Source organism: Bradyrhizobium sp. USDA 4011 (genome assembly GCF_054063415.1).
This window is the reverse complement of record NZ_JBSSGG010000001.1, coordinates 2,022,074-2,036,756: the sequence shown is the minus strand read 5'-3', so window position 1 is coordinate 2,036,756 and position 14,683 is coordinate 2,022,074. Positions and strand designations below refer to the sequence as shown.

General features: G+C 64.7%; 14 protein-coding genes. 6 read left to right on the top strand and 8 right to left on the bottom strand.

Annotated elements, in window-relative coordinates:
• Nucleotide 1: 1 nt before the first annotated feature.
• Nucleotides 2-937 carry an alpha/beta hydrolase gene (locus tag ACVW1C_RS09420; protein ID WP_456758187.1) on the top strand — a complete coding sequence of 312 codons (936 nt, stop codon included), beginning with the start codon at nt 2-4 and terminating at the stop codon, nt 935-937.
• Nucleotides 934-2,127, top strand: a complete 1,194-nt coding sequence (locus ACVW1C_RS09415; protein WP_456758186.1) for an acyl-CoA dehydrogenase family protein — start codon at nt 934-936, stop codon at nt 2,125-2,127. Before ACVW1C_RS09420 ends, ACVW1C_RS09415 begins: the two co-directional genes overlap by 4 nt.
• A 12-nt stretch (nt 2,128-2,139) precedes the next feature.
• Here ACVW1C_RS09415 and ACVW1C_RS09410 read toward each other — a convergent pair whose 3' ends face one another.
• Genes ACVW1C_RS09410 through ACVW1C_RS09375 form a run of 8 tightly spaced genes read right to left on the bottom strand, consistent with a single transcriptional unit; the run spans nt 2,140 to nt 10,896 of the window.
• Nucleotides 2,140-2,886, bottom strand: coding sequence for an NAD(P)H-dependent oxidoreductase (locus tag ACVW1C_RS09410; RefSeq protein ID WP_456758185.1), 747 nt, complete (start codon nt 2,884-2,886; stop codon nt 2,140-2,142).
• Between the two features lie 4 nt (nt 2,887-2,890).
• Complete coding sequence (locus ACVW1C_RS09405; protein WP_456758184.1) at nt 2,891-4,051, bottom strand: ABC transporter substrate-binding protein; 1,161 nt, start codon at nt 4,049-4,051, stop codon at nt 2,891-2,893.
• Between the two features lie 30 nt (nt 4,052-4,081).
• Nucleotides 4,082-5,128, bottom strand: coding sequence for a branched-chain amino acid ABC transporter permease (locus ACVW1C_RS09400; RefSeq protein WP_456758183.1), 1,047 nt, complete (start codon nt 5,126-5,128; stop codon nt 4,082-4,084).
• Complete coding sequence (locus ACVW1C_RS09395) at nt 5,128-6,000, bottom strand: branched-chain amino acid ABC transporter permease (RefSeq protein ID WP_456758182.1); 873 nt, start codon at nt 5,998-6,000, stop codon at nt 5,128-5,130. Before ACVW1C_RS09395 ends, ACVW1C_RS09400 begins: the two co-directional genes overlap by 1 nt.
• Nucleotides 6,001-7,935 carry an AMP-dependent synthetase/ligase gene (locus ACVW1C_RS09390; protein WP_456758181.1) on the bottom strand — a complete coding sequence of 645 codons (1,935 nt, stop codon included), beginning with the start codon at nt 7,933-7,935 and terminating at the stop codon, nt 6,001-6,003.
• On the bottom strand, nt 7,935-8,729 hold the full coding sequence (locus ACVW1C_RS09385; protein WP_456758180.1) for an ABC transporter ATP-binding protein: 795 nt from the start codon (nt 8,727-8,729) through the stop codon (nt 7,935-7,937). The genes ACVW1C_RS09390 and ACVW1C_RS09385 overlap by 1 nt, the downstream gene beginning before the upstream one ends.
• Entirely contained in the window at nt 8,726-9,580 is an 855-nt protein-coding gene (locus ACVW1C_RS09380) for an ABC transporter ATP-binding protein (RefSeq protein WP_456758179.1), read from the bottom strand. The genes ACVW1C_RS09385 and ACVW1C_RS09380 overlap by 4 nt, the downstream gene beginning before the upstream one ends.
• Before the next feature lie 5 nt (nt 9,581-9,585).
• Complete coding sequence (locus ACVW1C_RS09375; protein ID WP_456758178.1) at nt 9,586-10,896, bottom strand: phytoene desaturase family protein; 1,311 nt, start codon at nt 10,894-10,896, stop codon at nt 9,586-9,588.
• 225 nt (nt 10,897-11,121) lie between these two features.
• Between ACVW1C_RS09375 and ACVW1C_RS09370 the strand changes: the two genes are divergently transcribed.
• The 4 genes from ACVW1C_RS09370 (at nt 11,122) to ACVW1C_RS09355 (ending at nt 14,683) form a co-directional block, all read left to right on the top strand.
• Nucleotides 11,122-11,757, top strand: coding sequence for a TetR family transcriptional regulator (locus ACVW1C_RS09370; protein WP_456758177.1), 636 nt, complete (start codon nt 11,122-11,124; stop codon nt 11,755-11,757).
• 300 nt (nt 11,758-12,057) lie between these two features.
• Nucleotides 12,058-12,546: a DUF417 family protein gene (locus ACVW1C_RS09365; protein ID WP_456758176.1), complete on the top strand. Its 489-nt coding sequence runs from the start codon at nt 12,058-12,060 to the stop codon at nt 12,544-12,546.
• Between the two features lie 523 nt (nt 12,547-13,069).
• Complete coding sequence (locus tag ACVW1C_RS09360) at nt 13,070-14,200, top strand: serine hydrolase (protein WP_456758175.1); 1,131 nt, start codon at nt 13,070-13,072, stop codon at nt 14,198-14,200.
• Nucleotides 14,201-14,350: 150 nt separating this feature from the next.
• On the top strand, nt 14,351-14,683 hold the full coding sequence (locus ACVW1C_RS09355; RefSeq protein ID WP_456758174.1) for a hypothetical protein: 333 nt from the start codon (nt 14,351-14,353) through the stop codon (nt 14,681-14,683).

Here is a 14,683-nt window from a genome sequence, read left to right as displayed (position 1 = left end):
GATGGCCAGCACAGGCGACGATAGCGCCATCACGCCGGTCGATCGTGCAATCAAGCGCCTGCGTGCGATCTATCGCGGCTGGACCCGCGATACATCGGTGGCGCAGATGCGCAGCGATTGGGATGCGGCCTTTGCCGGCTGCTCGGTGCCGGTGAGGTGCGAGCCGGTTTCCGCCGACGGCATCGACGGCGAATGGCTGGTGCCATCAGACGCGCCGCGCGACAAGGCGATCCTCTACTTTCACGGCGGCGGCTTCCGGATCGGCTCGGTTGCCTCGCATCGAGATCTGGCCGCGCGGATCGCGGATGCATCCGGCTGCCGTTTGCTCTCGATCAATTATCGCCTGGCGCCGGAGCACCGGTTTCCGGCGGCGCTCGATGATGCGCTGATTGCCTATCAGTATCTCTGCGATCAGGGACTGCGTCCTGCCGACATTGCCTTCGCCGGGGACTCGGCCGGCGGCAATCTCGTGCTCGCTGCAATGCTGGCAGCGAGAGACCGCGGCCTGCCGCTCCCCGCCGCCGGCGCGCTGATGTCGCCCTGGACCGATCTCACCGCTGCCGGCGCGAGCTACGAAAGCAGGGCCGAGGTCGATCCGATCCACCAGCGCGCGATGATCCTGGCGCTCGCCAAGAACTATCTCGGCAAGGACGGCGATCCCCGTAATCCACTGGCCTCGCCGCTTCATGCCGATCTCAACGGTCTGCCGCCCCTTCTGGTTCAGGTGGGAGACCGCGAAACCGTGCGCGACGATTCAGTGGACCTTGCCGCGCGCGCCAAGGCCGCCGGCGCCGACGTCGAGCTGCAGGTCTGGGACGGCATGATCCACGTGTTCCAGATGTTCCCAGAGATTCCGCAGGCGCGAGAGGCGATCGCATCGCTCGCAGTTTTCCTGCGCAACCATCTTCACATCGGCCACGAGAGGGCGCCACAATGAACGTCATGACCTCCGACCCGCGCCAGCTTTCTGAGACCGAATTCCATTTCCCGGAGCCGCCCAATCTACCCGAGGAACTGCGCATGCTGCGTGAGCAGGTGCGCCGCTTCGTCGTGAAGGAAGTGATGCCACATGCCGAGGCGTGGGAGCGCGACGGCAAGATCCCGCGCGAGATCTATCGCCGCATGGGTGCGCTCGGCTTCCTCGGCATGCGCCATGCGGCCGATTATGGCGGCACCGACATGGGGCCGCTGGCCTCGATGGTGTTCGCCGAGGAACTCGGACGCTCGAGCTTCGGCGGCTTCACCTCGTCGATCCTGGTGCACACCGACATGTCGGCGGTGCACATCAGCCTGCGCGGCACGCCGGAGCAGAAGCAAAAATATTTGCCGGCGATCATCCGCGGCGAGACGGTCTGCTCGATCGCGGTGACCGAGCCCGATGCCGGCTCCGATGTCGCGGGCCTGAAGACGCGGGCGCGGCGCGACGGCGATCATTGGGTGATCAACGGCGCCAAGATGTTCATCACCAACGCGGTCTATGGCGACATCCTGATCGTTGCCGCCCGCACCGATCCGCATGCCAAGGGCAGCCGCGGCATCTCGCTGTTCATCGTCGAGCGCAACACGCCGGGCATCACGGCAACCAAGCTCGACAAGCATGGCTGGCTCTGCTCGGACACGGCCGAGATTTCGTTCCAGGACGTGCGCGTCCCGGCGGAAAATCTGCTCGGCGAGGAGAACAAGGGTTTCTATGGCATCATGGAGACCTTCCAGAACGAGCGCATCTGCATCGGCGGCATCTGCGCCGGCGAGTCCGCCAAGGCGATCGAGCTGACGACGAATTATGTGAAGACGCGACAGGCGTTCGGCGGGCCGCTCTGGAACCAGCAGGGCGTGCGGCTGAAGCTCGCCCAGCTCGCGGCAAAGGCGGCCGCGGCGCGCGCGCTGGCCTATCAGGCCGCCGAGCTTGCGGCGGCCGGGCAGGAGTGTCTGCGTGAAGTGTCGATGGTGAAGGCGCTGTCGCCGGAGGTGTTGCACGAGGTCGTGCATGGCTGCCTGCAGCTGCATGGCGGCTCAGGCTTCATGCGCGGCACCCCGATCGAGCGCATGGTGCGCGACGCGCGGGTGCTGACGATCGGCGGCGGCGCCACCGAGGTGATGCTGGAAGAGGTTGCCAAGCGGATGTAAGGAGGGCGGCCGTTAAGTCGCCGCCGCCTTACCCTGGCCGACCGTCTGTGCCGCGATCCCTGGCTTCAGCCGCCAGTCCTCGCCGAAATCCGCGAGCGGATGGAAGAACAGCGGTTCGGCGGTCTCGAGCTGCCGCAGCCGCTCGGCGTAGTCGTCGAGATAGCGATGCCGCGCCGCCTCGTCGACGAAGTTCACTGAATAGGACACGAAGGGCGGCAGGACCTTGCAGCCGGCATAGGCCAGCGTGCCGTTCTGGATCGGCCACAGCACCACGTCGAGGGCGCCAACCAGCCCGTCGGGCGCGCACATGCCAGGGTAGGCGGCGGTCGAGGTCACGACCATGGCGCGGCGGCCGGAAAGGCCGCCCGTGTCGTAGCGGCGGCCGGCGCCATAGATGGCACCGTTGACGAACACGCGATCGATCCAGCCCTTCATGATGGCCGGGACCGAGAACCACCACAGCGGAAACTGCAGGATCAGGAGGTCGCACCACAGCAGCTTCTCGATCTCGGCCGTGATGTCGCCGCTGAGCGTCCCCTGTTGCAGATTGTATTTCTGCTCGCGGTCATATTGCAGCCGGTCGGGAAACCGCCGCTCGCCAAAGTCTTCCGCGGTCGCCACCGGATTGAAGCGCATGGCGTAGAGGTCGGAGATCCTGACCGTATGTCCGAGCGCGGTCAGCTCGGCCACCGACCGCGCCAGCAGCGCCGCGTTGAACGACTGCGCCTCCTGATGGGCAAAGACGATCAGGACCTTCATCGGTCTAGTCCACCGGCTTGAAGCTGAGCGTCGCCGTATCGGCCTGCATGATCTGCAGCTTCTGGTTCGAGAAGCGGACGCCGGGGCCGAAGCTGATCGGCGCCATCACGCCGGTCTCGACATTCCTGGTCTTCTCCAGCTCCGCGATGGTGCAGGCCCAGGTCGGCTGCTTGCCGCAGCGCTCGATCGCCGCGATCAGGACCTTCGCGGCGGCGTATCCGGTCATGGTGTAGCGGTTGATGCCCTTGAATTCTGCCTCCGACACCAGCGGCTTGGCTTTCTCCAGGAACGCCTTGCCGGCAGCGCCGGCGAAAGGCTCGACATAGTCGACCGCATAGATGCCGTCACCGGCCGGGCCCATCAGCTTCAGCACCGGTTCGATGCGGCCGGGCCAGAAGATGCCGGTCACCGGCTTGATGCCGAGCTTCTCGAGTTCCTTCATCATCGCGATGTTCTCGGCGATAATGCCGCCGGCCAGGAACACCTCGGCGCCGGAATCCTTCAGCTGCAGCATGTCGGACGAGAAGTCCTGCTGGCCCTTCTTGTAGTTGCCGCTGTAGACAACGTTCAGCTTCTTGGCCTTGACCACGGTATCGAAGCCGTCGCGGACCGTGATGCCGTAATCGTCGTCCTGGGTGATCAGGCCCCATTTCTTGCCGGGGTTCTTGTCGGCCAGGAAATTGACGAGGTGGATGATGCCTTCCTCGTAGGATTGGCCGACCACGAATACGTTCTTGCGCGGCGGCTCCCAGAGGAATTTCACCGGCGCGACGTCGATCACGGTCGGGATGCCCGATTTCTCCAGCACCGGCATGACGGCGATCGACTGGCCCGAGCCGGAGATGCCGATCATGGCGAACACCTTGTCGACGTCGATCACCTTCTTGACGCCCTGGATGGTGCGCGCGGTGACGTAGCCGTCGTCCTCCAGCACGTATTTGATCTTGCGGCCGTTGATGCCGCCGGCGGCGTTGGCTTCGGCGATCGCGATCTTGTGGCCGATTGACGCTGCGACGCCGAGCAGCGCCGGCGGCCCGGTCAGGGGTTCGACGTCGCCGATCAGGATCTCGGTGTCGGTGATGCCGGGGTCGGCGGCGGCAACGGGACCGATGCCAAGGCAGGCCGTGGAAAGCAGCAGCGAAGCCGCCGCCAGATGTCTGATCATTGTCTCCTCCTCATGGTGTGCTTTTTTTGGTTAGTAGCGCAGCGGCCAATGCACCCAGGCCCGCTTGATATCGTGCCAGGCGCCGACCAGCCCCCTCGGCTGGAAGCGCAGGAACAGGATGATGACGAGGCCGTAGAGCATGCTCTTCAGCTCCTGCGCGCCGGTCGTGAACGTCGCGTCCATCTGCGCGCTGAACAGGCTGAAGACGATCCGGGTCGCTTCCGGCAGCAGCACGATCAGGATGGTGCCGAGCACGGCGCCGAGCGCCGAACCGAGCCCACCGACGATCAGGATCGCCAGCGCCTCGATCGAGAGCAGGAACGGAAAGCCCTCGACGCTGACGAAGGAGAGATAGATGCCGTAGAGTGCGCCGGCGAGCCCGGTGATGAAGGCCGATGTGACGAAGGCGAACAGCTTGTAGGCATGCAGGTTGATCCCCATCACGCGTGCCGCGGTGTCGTTGTCGCGGATCGCGACGAAAGCACGGCCGACCCGGCTGCGGCGGATGTTGAGGGTGGCGAATAGCGTCAAGGCTGCGATGGCGAGGCAGAGATAGGTGAAGGCGGCGTCGCTGTCGAAGCTGATGCCGAAGATCTCGGGCCGCTGCACCTGGATGCCGCGCGCGCCGTTGGTAAGCCAGCGCATCTCCAGAATCACGGTGTTGATGATAAAGGAGAAGGCGAGTGTGGTGATGGCGAGATAGAGCCCCTTCAGCCGCAGCGACGGCGCGCCGACGATCAGGCTTGCCAGCGCCGGCACCACGCCGGCCCCGAGGAAGCCGACCAGCGGCGGCATGTGGTACTTCGAGACCAACACCGCGTAGGCATAGGCGCCGGTGACGAGGAAGCCGACATGGCCGAGCGAGATCAGGCCGGTGTAGCCGGTCAGGATGTTGAGCCCGAGCGCGCCGGTCACCGTGATCAGGATGATCATCAGGAACGACAGCGCGTAGGAATTCAGCAGATAAGGTGCTGCAATCAGCGCCAGCAGCAGCACGGCCGACCATAGCCACACCGGCGGTGAATCGATCAGCGCAACCAGTTCGCCATAGCTCTGTTTGTAATCACCAGTGCGCATCACACCCTCTCGATGTCGCGTTCGCCGAAGATGCCGAACGGGCGGATCATCAGCACGACGATGATCATGGCAAAGCCCGCGACCTCCTTCATGCCGGAGCCGACATAGCCGCCGGCGAGGTTTTCCGTGATGCCGATCAGGAGGCCGCCGAGGCCAGAGCCGAGCACGGCGTCAAGCCCGCCCAGGATCGTGGCCGGAAACGCCTTCAGGCCAAGCTGGAACATCGCCGGCGACAGATCATAGGACAGCGCGAAGAACACCCCGCCGATGCCGGCGATCACGGATGAGGCGGCCCAGGCCAGCGCGTGAACCCTGGTGGCGCTGATGCCCATCAAGAGCGCGGTGCGGTCGTCGGCCGCGACCGCGCGCATCGCGACGCCGACCTTGCTGTATCGAAAGAACGCCCAGATCGCGGCGAGCAGCGAAAGCAGCGTACCGATGACGGCGATTTGCCCGGTGCGCACGCCGATGCCGCCGAGATGGACGATGCCGCGGCCCATGCCGACATCGAGGCCGTGCGGATAGGCGTCCCAGATGAAGTTGATGGCCGAGCGCAGGATCACCGCGAGCCCGATCGTGACCATCACGGTCGCGAACACGGGCTCGCCCAGCATCGGCCGCATCACGAGGCGCTCGATGATGAGGCCGAGCAGGATTGCGGCCAAGATCGCGCCCGCCGCGACGACGAACAGATTGCCGCTGACCGTGGTCGAGATCGTCCAGGCGATATAGGCGGTGATCATGGTCATCTCGCCCTGCGCGAAATTGACCAGCCCGGTGGATTTGTAGATCACGGCAAAGCCCATCGCGATCAGGCCGTAGATCGCGCCGATCGCGAGCCCCGAGATCAGGAGCTGGATGAGATACTGCATTCAGCCCTCCGACTGGTAGATGATGGCGAGCTCGCGCGCGAACTTCTTCTCGATCATGGCGCGGCGCACCTTCTGCGTGGCGGTGAGCTCGCCATCGTCATGGTCGAGCTCTTTCTCGAGGATCGCGAAACGGCGGATGTTCTCGACCCGGGCGAAGCGCTTATTGGTCTCGCCAACGATCCGCTCGACCAGCTCGTGCACTTCCGGCAGCTGCGACAGCGACTTGTAGTTGGTGTAGGCCAGCGCCCGGTCGCGCGCCCAGCGGCCGACATTGTCGTAATCGACCTGGACGATGGCGCCGAGGTATTTTTTGGCTTCACCGACCACGATCGCTTCCTTGATGAATTCGGAATCCTTCAGCGCGTTTTCGATCTCCGAGGGTGCGATGTTCTTGCCGCCGGCGGTGATGATGATCGCCTTCTTGCGGTCGACCACGGCGATCTCGCCGTTGTCGAGGACGTCGACAATGTCGCCGGTGCGCAGCCAGCCGTCTTGTTCCAGCGAAGCGGTGGAGGCCTTCTCGTCGAGGAAGTAGCCCTTGAAGACGCCGGGGTTGCGCAGCAGGATCTCGCCGTCGGTATCGAGTTTCCACTCCGTCTGCGGCAACGGCACGCCGCAGCCGCCGATCCGGTGTTGGCTTTCGGTCTGGATGAAGGCGACGCCGCCGCTCTCGGTGAGGCCGTAGCCCTGCGATACCGGCCGGCCGATGATGTCGAAGAAGCGCAATGTCTCCGGCGAGATTGACGCGCCGGCGCACAGCCTGTGCCGGCTGTAAGCGAAGCCGAGATGGCGCTGCAGATTGCGGAATATCAGGAGGTAAAGCAGTCCATAGGCGGCGTGATCGAGCCAATTGGCCTTGCCGGCTTGGCGGCGGTCGGACAGCGCGCGGCCCCAGGCGAGACAGGCCTTGGTTAAGCCCTGCCGCAGCCGGCCGCTCTCGCCGAGCCGGAACAGGAAACCCTGCTGAAGCTTTTCGTAGATGCGCGGCACGCCGACGAAGAAGGTCGGCGCGATCTCGCGGATGTTGATCGCGACGGTGTCGATCGACTCCGCAAAGGAGACCGTGCCGCCGAGCACGAGATGCGTCACCGTGCCGTAGCAGCGCTCGGCGACGTGGCAGAGCGGCAGATAGCTCACCGCTTCGAACGGCTTGTCGGCGATCCCGACGGTCTTGGCGTAGGCATAGGCGGCGTAGACGAGATTGCGATGGGTCAGCATCGCGCCCTTCGGCGGACCCGTCGTGCCCGAGGTGTAGACGAGGATGCAGACATCGTCGGGCGCGCCCTGGCTGATCAGGCGATCGAGGCTGGCGTTGGCCTCCGGGTTCGCGTCGGCATAGGCCTTGCCGCGTTCGCACAGTGCTGCGAACGACATCAGCTCGGACTGGCGATAATGCCGCAGGCCCTTCATGTCGACGCAGACGATGGCCTCCAGATCCGGCAGGCCGCCATTGTTGGCCATCGCGTCGAGCACCTTGTCGGTCTGCTCCTGATCGCCGGTGATCACGACCCGGGCGCCGGAATGCTTGACGATATATTGCAACTCGACCCAGGGATTTGTCGGATAGATGCCGACCGCGACCGCGCCGATCATTTGGGCGCCGAGATCGGCGTAAAACCATTCCGGCGCGTTCTCGCCGGCGATGGCGACGCGGTCGCCGGGCTTGATGCCGAGCGACAGCAGGCCGAGCGCGACCGCACGCGCTGTCTCGTAATAGTGCCGCCAGGAATAGGGATTCCAGATGCCGTATTCCTTCTCGCGCAGCGCCAGCGCATCGCCGTGCACGGCGGCGCGCTGCCGCAGCAATTGCGGGATGGTGATGGTGGCATCCGCAAGCGCCGCCTGCAGCGCATCGGCGCCTGCCGCAGGCTCGCTGCGCGCGACGCCGGCTTGCAGCGGCGGATGAGCGGTGCGCAGGCTGTCCATCGTCGACATCACGCGCCTGCCTTTGCCATCGTTTCAGTGCGCTGGCCGCCGAGATAGGCCTCCGCGACGGCCGGATCGCGCCTGACCTCGTCGGGCGTGCCTTCGGCGATCTTGCGGCCGAAATTCAGCACATGGATGCGATCGGAGATGTCCATCACGATGCGCATCTCGTGCTCGATCATCACGACGGTGATGCCGAGCTCGTCGCGGATGTCGAGCACGAAGCGTGCGATGTCCTCGGTCTCCTCCTGGTTCATGCCGGATACCATCTCGTCGAGCAGCAGCAGTTTCGGCTCGCAGGCGAGCGCGCGGGCGAGCTCGACGCGCTTCTGCTGGCCGTAGGACAGCGTGCCGACCACGGCATCCCTGATATGCTCGATCTCGAGGAATTCGATGATGTGCTCGACGCGCTGCCGGGCCGCGATCTCTTCCTTGCGGGTGCGGCCGAAGAACACCACGGCGTCGAGCACGGTCGAGCGCAGATGGGCATGGCGGCCTGTCAGGATGTTTTCGACCACGGTGCCGTGCTTGAACAGCGCCAGATTCTGAAATGTGCGGCCGATCCCGACGGCGGCGAACTTCCACGGCGAAATGGTCGAAAGGTCGATGCCGTCGAAGGTGATCCGGCCGCCGCTCGGTCGCAGCACGCCCGAGATCATGTTGAACAGCGTGGTCTTGCCGGCACCGTTCGGGCCGATCACGCTGCAGATCTCGCCCGCCGCGACTTCAAGGCTGACATCGGTGACCGCCTGCAGGCCGCCGAAGCTCTTGGAGAGGTTGTCGATCGCAAGCAGCGCGGTCACGACAGCCACCGCTTGCGGCGCTTGTAATGCTTGACGTCGCGCAGGCTCTTGCGGCCGGTGGAGGAGACGCCGAGGTAGAATTCCTGGACGTCCTCGTTGGCGGTGAGCCTTTCTGCCGTACCGTCGAGCACGACGCGGCCGGTCTCCAGGATGTAGCCGTAGTCGGCGATGTCGAGCGCGCGCTGCGCGTTCTGCTCCACCAGCAGCACGGTCATCTTCAGCTCGTCGCGCAGCCGGACGATCACCTCATAGATGCGGTCGATGATCAGCGGCGCGAGGCCGAGCGACGGCTCGTCGAGCGCCAGCAGCACGGGATCGGTCATCAGCGCGCGGCCGATCGCGAGCATCTGCTGCTCGCCGCCGGACATGTAGCCGGCGATCTGGTCGCGCCGCTCATAGAGCCGCGGAAACAGCGCAAATACCTTGTCGCGGCGCTCGCGCGCCTCGGGGCCGGTCCTGGTGTAGCCGCCCATCTGCAAATTCTCATCGATGGACAGGGCCGCGAAGACGCGGCGGCCCTCCGGCACCTGCACGATGCCGCGGCGCACCAGTTCATCCGGCGCGAGGTGATGCACCTCGTGATTGCGGAAGCGGATGCTGCCATTCTCGATCACGCCTTCCTCGGTGTAGAGGATGCCGGACATCGCCTTCAGCAGCGTCGACTTGCCGGCACCGTTGGAGCCGAGCAGAGCGACGATGTTGCCTTCGGGCACCGCGATCGAGACATCGCGTATCGCCTCGATGGCGTTGTCGTAGACGATGCGGATGTTGCGGAATTCGAGCAGGCACTCGCGCGCCGGCCCAGTGAGCAGCGCTGCCGATGGCGCCGGGTGCGGGACGGTCGTCGGCATCGCGTTCAGACCCGGCCAACCGACCGGCGCGGCCGCGCGGCGAAGATCGCATCGGTGACGATCTTGGCGGTCTCGGCACAAGCCTGCGTGCCGCCATTGCCGTATTGCTTCACCGCGTCGCCGACGCACCACAGGCCCTCGATGCCGGTCTCGCGCGGCAGGTCGTAACCGGCGCAGCTGCGTTGCGCCGGCCAGTCGTCGCGCATCACCCGGATCGAGAGGATTTTCGCCTGGTCGAAATTGGCGAACTGCTCGCGAAGGTCCTCGAGCGCGAGCGCGACCTCGGCATCGGAGTCGAAATCGCCGAGCGCCGGCATCGGCACCGCGTAGGCGACGTAAAGATGCCAGCCCGGCGGAGCGAGTTCCGGGCAGGTGGCGGAGAGGTTCGCCATGTTGCAGAGCCGGCGCGTCTTGCCGAAGGTGACGATGCCGGGATGGTTGATCAGCGGCTCGCGGCTGGCGACATTGATGACGATATTGGCGGCCGGGCGAAGGTCGTTCTTCACCTTGGCGATGTAATCCGCTGGAAAGGCCTCGCTGCCGGCAAGCGCGACAGTGGCCTTCGGTCCCGCGTTGCTGATGACGAGATCGGTGTCGATCCGCACCCGCTCGCCATTCCTGAGAACGGTAACGCCTTCGACGCGGCCGTTGGCGGTGTGGATCGTGGTCGCCGGCGTCCCGAGCCAGATGTCGCCATTGCGCTTGATCGCGCCGCCGAGGCTGTTCCAGACGCCGATCGTGCCTTGCGGGCAGAAGCCGAACTTCTTGAAGGCACCCTTGCTTGTGAAATAGGTGAGGAAGGCGCGGGCCGGCAGCTCGGCGGCGTTGCAGGCGAAGATCGCCGCGCAGAGATTGCGAAACAGCGCGTGCACCGTCGCGTTGCTGGTGTAGCCCTTCAGCCAGTCCTCGGTCGATTGCCGCCCGTCGGGCAGGTTGCCGGAGCGGGCGTCGGCGAATTTCTCCAGGATGCGGGAGGCCTGCTTGGTCAGTTGTCCGAGCAGCAGCGACCAGCCGCCGCGGCCGACATCGATCACCTTGCCGTCGATGAAGAACGAGCTCGCAGGCTCCGGCGCGCGGATATCGAGCGGCGCACCGACGGTGTGGAAGGTCTCCTCGAACACGCCGCCGAACTCGATCGCGATTGCGCCGATATTGACCTTGAAGCCGTCGATCTCCTCGGTCGAGGCGCGCCCCCCGAGCCGGTCCTTGTCGTCGACGACGAGGGTATGCAGCCCGCCATGGGCGAGACGCGCCGCGGCGCACAGCCCGCCGGCGCCGGCTCCGATCACGACAGCATCGACCTTATGAGCATCCACGCGCAGCCTCCCTCGATGCCGCCGGGTTGGCCCCGGCATGCGCAATCCGCTTGCTTGATGATGGTCACGATAATATAATCCGACCGGTCGTTCAAATTATTTTTTGACGCAGGTCAATGATCCCGCTGCGTCAGGGTTGATGAGTTCTGGTGGACGGTGCCCGCAAAGGGAGAGACGGAAGCCGCCCGATTCCGGCGGCGTCAGCGGTGGACGAGAGAGACGGGTATGGCGCGGACGCGCTCAGAAAACTACGACGAGATCCAGCGGGGCATTCTCACCACCGCCTGCGGCCTGTTCGCGCGTCAGGGCTACATGCGCGCCTCGATCGCGGACCTCGCGGACGCCTGCAAGCTGTCGCGCGGCGCGCTGTATCACTATTTCGACTCCAAGGAAGCGATCCTGTTCGCGATCCTCGATGCGCATATCCGCGAGATGATCGCCGATGTCGAGGCCGCGATGGCCGGCAAGGCGGCGACGCTGGAGCAGTTCCGTGCCGCGATCCAGGCCATCGTCGCACTGAATGCGCGCTCGAGCGACGAGCAGCGCGTCATCCTCAACGACCTCTCGTTCCTCGGTGAGACCGAGCAGGATGCGATCAAGGCGCTGGAGCGCCAGCTCGTCGACACGGTCTCGGAGCTTCTGGTCAAGCTCGACAAGGAAGGCAAGATCGTCAAGCGGACCAAGAAGATCTACAGCATGATGCTGTTCGGCATCCTGAACTTCAGCCACACCTGGTACGACCCGAAGGGTGGCGTCGACCCCGGCGCGTTCGCCGACATGGTGGTGGACCTGTTCCTGTACGGTTTCACCATGCCGGTGCCGGCCAAGGACGCCGCACGGCCGCTGCGTCAGCGCGCGTGAGCTGGCGCGATCACCACTGAGAGCGAACGGCTGCCGAAGCGGATCCTCTATCACGTCGCCATGGAGCTGGCGCTGACCGGGCAGTTCAAGAGCGAAGCCTACGAGAAGGTCGGCGGGTTGCTCACCGCGGCTTGAGGCTTCCGCCACCCGCCGGCCCTGCCGATCACCTCATCTGCACATCCTTGTGAAGGGCGTGACGCCCTGTTGCGCGTAACGCGCGCGGGGCGCGCTGCGTAATCCTGCCACGAACGCCGTAACCGCGGCTGATGGTGGCATCGCAGCGAGGGAAGAAACATCCGCATGAATCTGTCGTTCAACATCGCTGAACAAGGCGAGGGGTCCTATCGTCTGCTCGCGATCCTGCGCTGGGTCATGGTGGTGATCTGCGTGTCGTTCGGCATGCAGAAGTTCACGCTGCAATCGGCGCAAGGCATCGTGCAATTCATCAGCAACAGCCCGTTCGTCTCGTGGCTGTCGGTGTTCGGCCTTCGCGGCGAGGCCTATGTGCTTGGCGTCACCGAGTTCGACATCGCCGTACTGCTTGGCGCCGGGGCATTCAGCCCGATCCTGTCCGCAATCGGCGCATTGATGGGCGTGATCACCTTCGCGGTGACCTGGTCGTTCTTCTTCACGACACCCGGGGTGGCGAAATGGAGCCTGTCGACCGACCCGATGGCCTGGAACCTGGCCGGCGAGTTCCTGTTCAAGGACATCGTGCTCCTCTGCGTCTGCCTCGTGCTGCTGCTGGCGTCGTTGCCGCGGTCGATCATCCGGTCGCGAAGCGGATAGGCGCGCGCTGTGCGTTCAATAGTTAAGCCATGCTTAACCACGGCATCGCGCGCACCCTGTATCGGGAACGGGACAATCCGTCGCACGCAGCCGTGTCTTGCAAATCGAATCCCATGGGCATATGCAACCCTTGATTGACGAATTGTTGCTAGCAAGAAACCGTCCCCGGGTTGGGAGCGGAATGTGACGAAGTCAGACATATCGGCGGCGAGTCCGGCAAGCGTCGGTATTGCCTCTCCGTCGCAGCACATTTTCCGCATTTTCAAACGTCCCGCATTTTTTTGTTCCATTGCAGTTCCCGCGCCGTGGCTGGAGTGGGAGGGCGGTCGCGATCGCGGATTCCGGCAGTGACCGTCGGAACAGCGATCGGGCCGCCCGTTCCCCAGCTGGAACGAGTCACGGTGCGAGACGCGCGATCGTGAATTCGGACACGTGGGTTCCATCGCTAGGATCGCGATGTCGCCATCTCTCGATGGCTGAGCAGGTCCACCCGCGGGTCATACCGCTCCCGAATTCGTTCTACATGAGACAATGGCTCTTCGTCCGGATCGCGGCTGTCCTGCTTGCCGTTGTCGCTAACGTGCTGACGGCGGCGCGGGCTGATTCCGACATGGATGCGCAGATCAGGGACATCGTCACGACCGAACTGTCGCCGACCGCGACCGTGGCCGATCCGGGCGGCCTGGCCGCGGCGGTCTATGCCGGCGGTCGGGTCGCCTTCTTCAACTACGGCTTCGCCGACGCTGCAGCAAGGCGGCCGGTCACCTCGGACACGCTGTTCAATCTCGCCTCGCTGCGCAAGCTGTTCGAGGCGACACTGGTTGCCCTCGGCACCGAGCGCGGCGAATTGCGGCTGGACGATCCCGTCGGCAAGTATCTGCCGGAGTTGCACGGCGACTATATCAGCCGCGTCACGGTCGGCGAGCTGGTCAACCATACATCGGGGCTGCTGCTGCCGACCGATCATCCGCCCTGGCCGAACGAGACCTTCAGCCGCGATCAGTTCATCGCGATGCTCAATGCCTGGACGCCACAGAAAGGAGAGCAGCCGGGCAAGCAGCGCATCTACAGCCACGCCGGCTATGTCCTGCTGCAGCTGGTGCTGGAGCAGCGCTATCGCATGCCGATCGCGACGTTGATCGAGAGCCGTATCCTCAGGCCGCTCGGCATGACCTCGACCTTCGTTCCGGATCGTGGCGAGGACAATCGCGCGGCGATGGCGCCGGAGATCATGCAGCGCATGGTCCAGGGCTACTCCCACGACGGCACGGCGATCGGTCCACCCGGCAATCAGCAGAGCTACTACGATTTTCCCGGCACCGGCCAGATGTTCTCGTCGGCGCGCGATCTCGGCATGCTGCTGCGCGCCTGTCTCGACGGCGCGGTGATCGATCCCGAATTGCGCGCGGCATTGCAGATGACCATGCGCGAGAGTTTCCGTGTCGATGCGACGTTCGGGCAGGCGATGGCGTGGGAGCATGTGCGGCTGGACGGTGTCACCGTCATCGACAAGCCCGGCGGCCTCAACAATGCCTCGGCCTATATCGGCCTGGTGCCGGCGCGCAGGTTCGGTATCGTGCTGCTCGCCAATCGTGGCGACTATCCGCACGAGATCGCGCGCTACAGGATCCTGCCGGCACTCGCGCGACTCTGATCAAACCGAGATACCCTAGCGATACTGCGTGCCAATCCGATGACACGGCCCGTGCCACCGGGCAGGGGATGCATGCAAAAATCGTCATGGCGCGGAACCGCGATCGGCTATATAAACCGGTAGCTTCTTCTCCTGCTCGAAGAGGCTGATATGACTGATTTACAAAATTCTAATTTGCACGCTCCTGATCTGCATACTTGGCTTTCGCAGCAACCCCACGGCCTGCGGACCTACCGGACCCTCCAGGAAAAACTCGAGATATTGAGCCAGCATCAGCCTGAGCAGCGGGCGATCTGTCGGCTGCTGAGCGGTCTCGTCGGCGACTACATCGAGGCCTTCGACGAGGAGCCGCTGCCCGTCGCGGTCGCCGACCGCTCCTATGGCCGCCTGCTCGCTCTCGTCGCAAGCCTCGATCTCAAGGGTAGTTCCGACCGCCGTCTCGCCGACATCAACCGCGTCGCGTCCTGCGATTTGCTGAATTGA

Excerpts from the sequence above, each read along its gene's own strand:
- ACVW1C_RS09420 (WP_456758187.1), top strand. The coding sequence starts at position 2 with ATGGCCAGCACAGGCGACGATAGCGCCATCACGCCGGTCGATCGTGCA.
- ACVW1C_RS09415 (WP_456758186.1), top strand. The coding sequence starts at position 934 with ATGAACGTCATGACCTCCGACCCGCGCCAGCTTTCTGAGACCGAATTC.
- ACVW1C_RS09410 (WP_456758185.1), bottom strand. The coding sequence starts at position 2,886 with ATGAAGGTCCTGATCGTCTTTGCCCATCAGGAGGCGCAGTCGTTCAAC.
- ACVW1C_RS09405 (WP_456758184.1), bottom strand. The coding sequence starts at position 4,051 with ATGATCAGACATCTGGCGGCGGCTTCGCTGCTGCTTTCCACGGCCTGC.
- ACVW1C_RS09400 (WP_456758183.1), bottom strand. The coding sequence starts at position 5,128 with ATGCGCACTGGTGATTACAAACAGAGCTATGGCGAACTGGTTGCGCTG.
- ACVW1C_RS09395 (WP_456758182.1), bottom strand. The coding sequence starts at position 6,000 with ATGCAGTATCTCATCCAGCTCCTGATCTCGGGGCTCGCGATCGGCGCG.
- ACVW1C_RS09390 (WP_456758181.1), bottom strand. The coding sequence starts at position 7,935 with ATGTCGACGATGGACAGCCTGCGCACCGCTCATCCGCCGCTGCAAGCC.
- ACVW1C_RS09380 (WP_456758179.1), bottom strand. The coding sequence starts at position 9,580 with ATGCCGACGACCGTCCCGCACCCGGCGCCATCGGCAGCGCTGCTCACT.
- ACVW1C_RS09370 (WP_456758177.1), top strand. The coding sequence starts at position 11,122 with ATGGCGCGGACGCGCTCAGAAAACTACGACGAGATCCAGCGGGGCATT.
- ACVW1C_RS09365 (WP_456758176.1), top strand. The coding sequence starts at position 12,058 with ATGAATCTGTCGTTCAACATCGCTGAACAAGGCGAGGGGTCCTATCGT.
- ACVW1C_RS09360 (WP_456758175.1), top strand. The coding sequence starts at position 13,070 with ATGAGACAATGGCTCTTCGTCCGGATCGCGGCTGTCCTGCTTGCCGTT.
- ACVW1C_RS09355 (WP_456758174.1), top strand. The coding sequence starts at position 14,351 with ATGACTGATTTACAAAATTCTAATTTGCACGCTCCTGATCTGCATACT.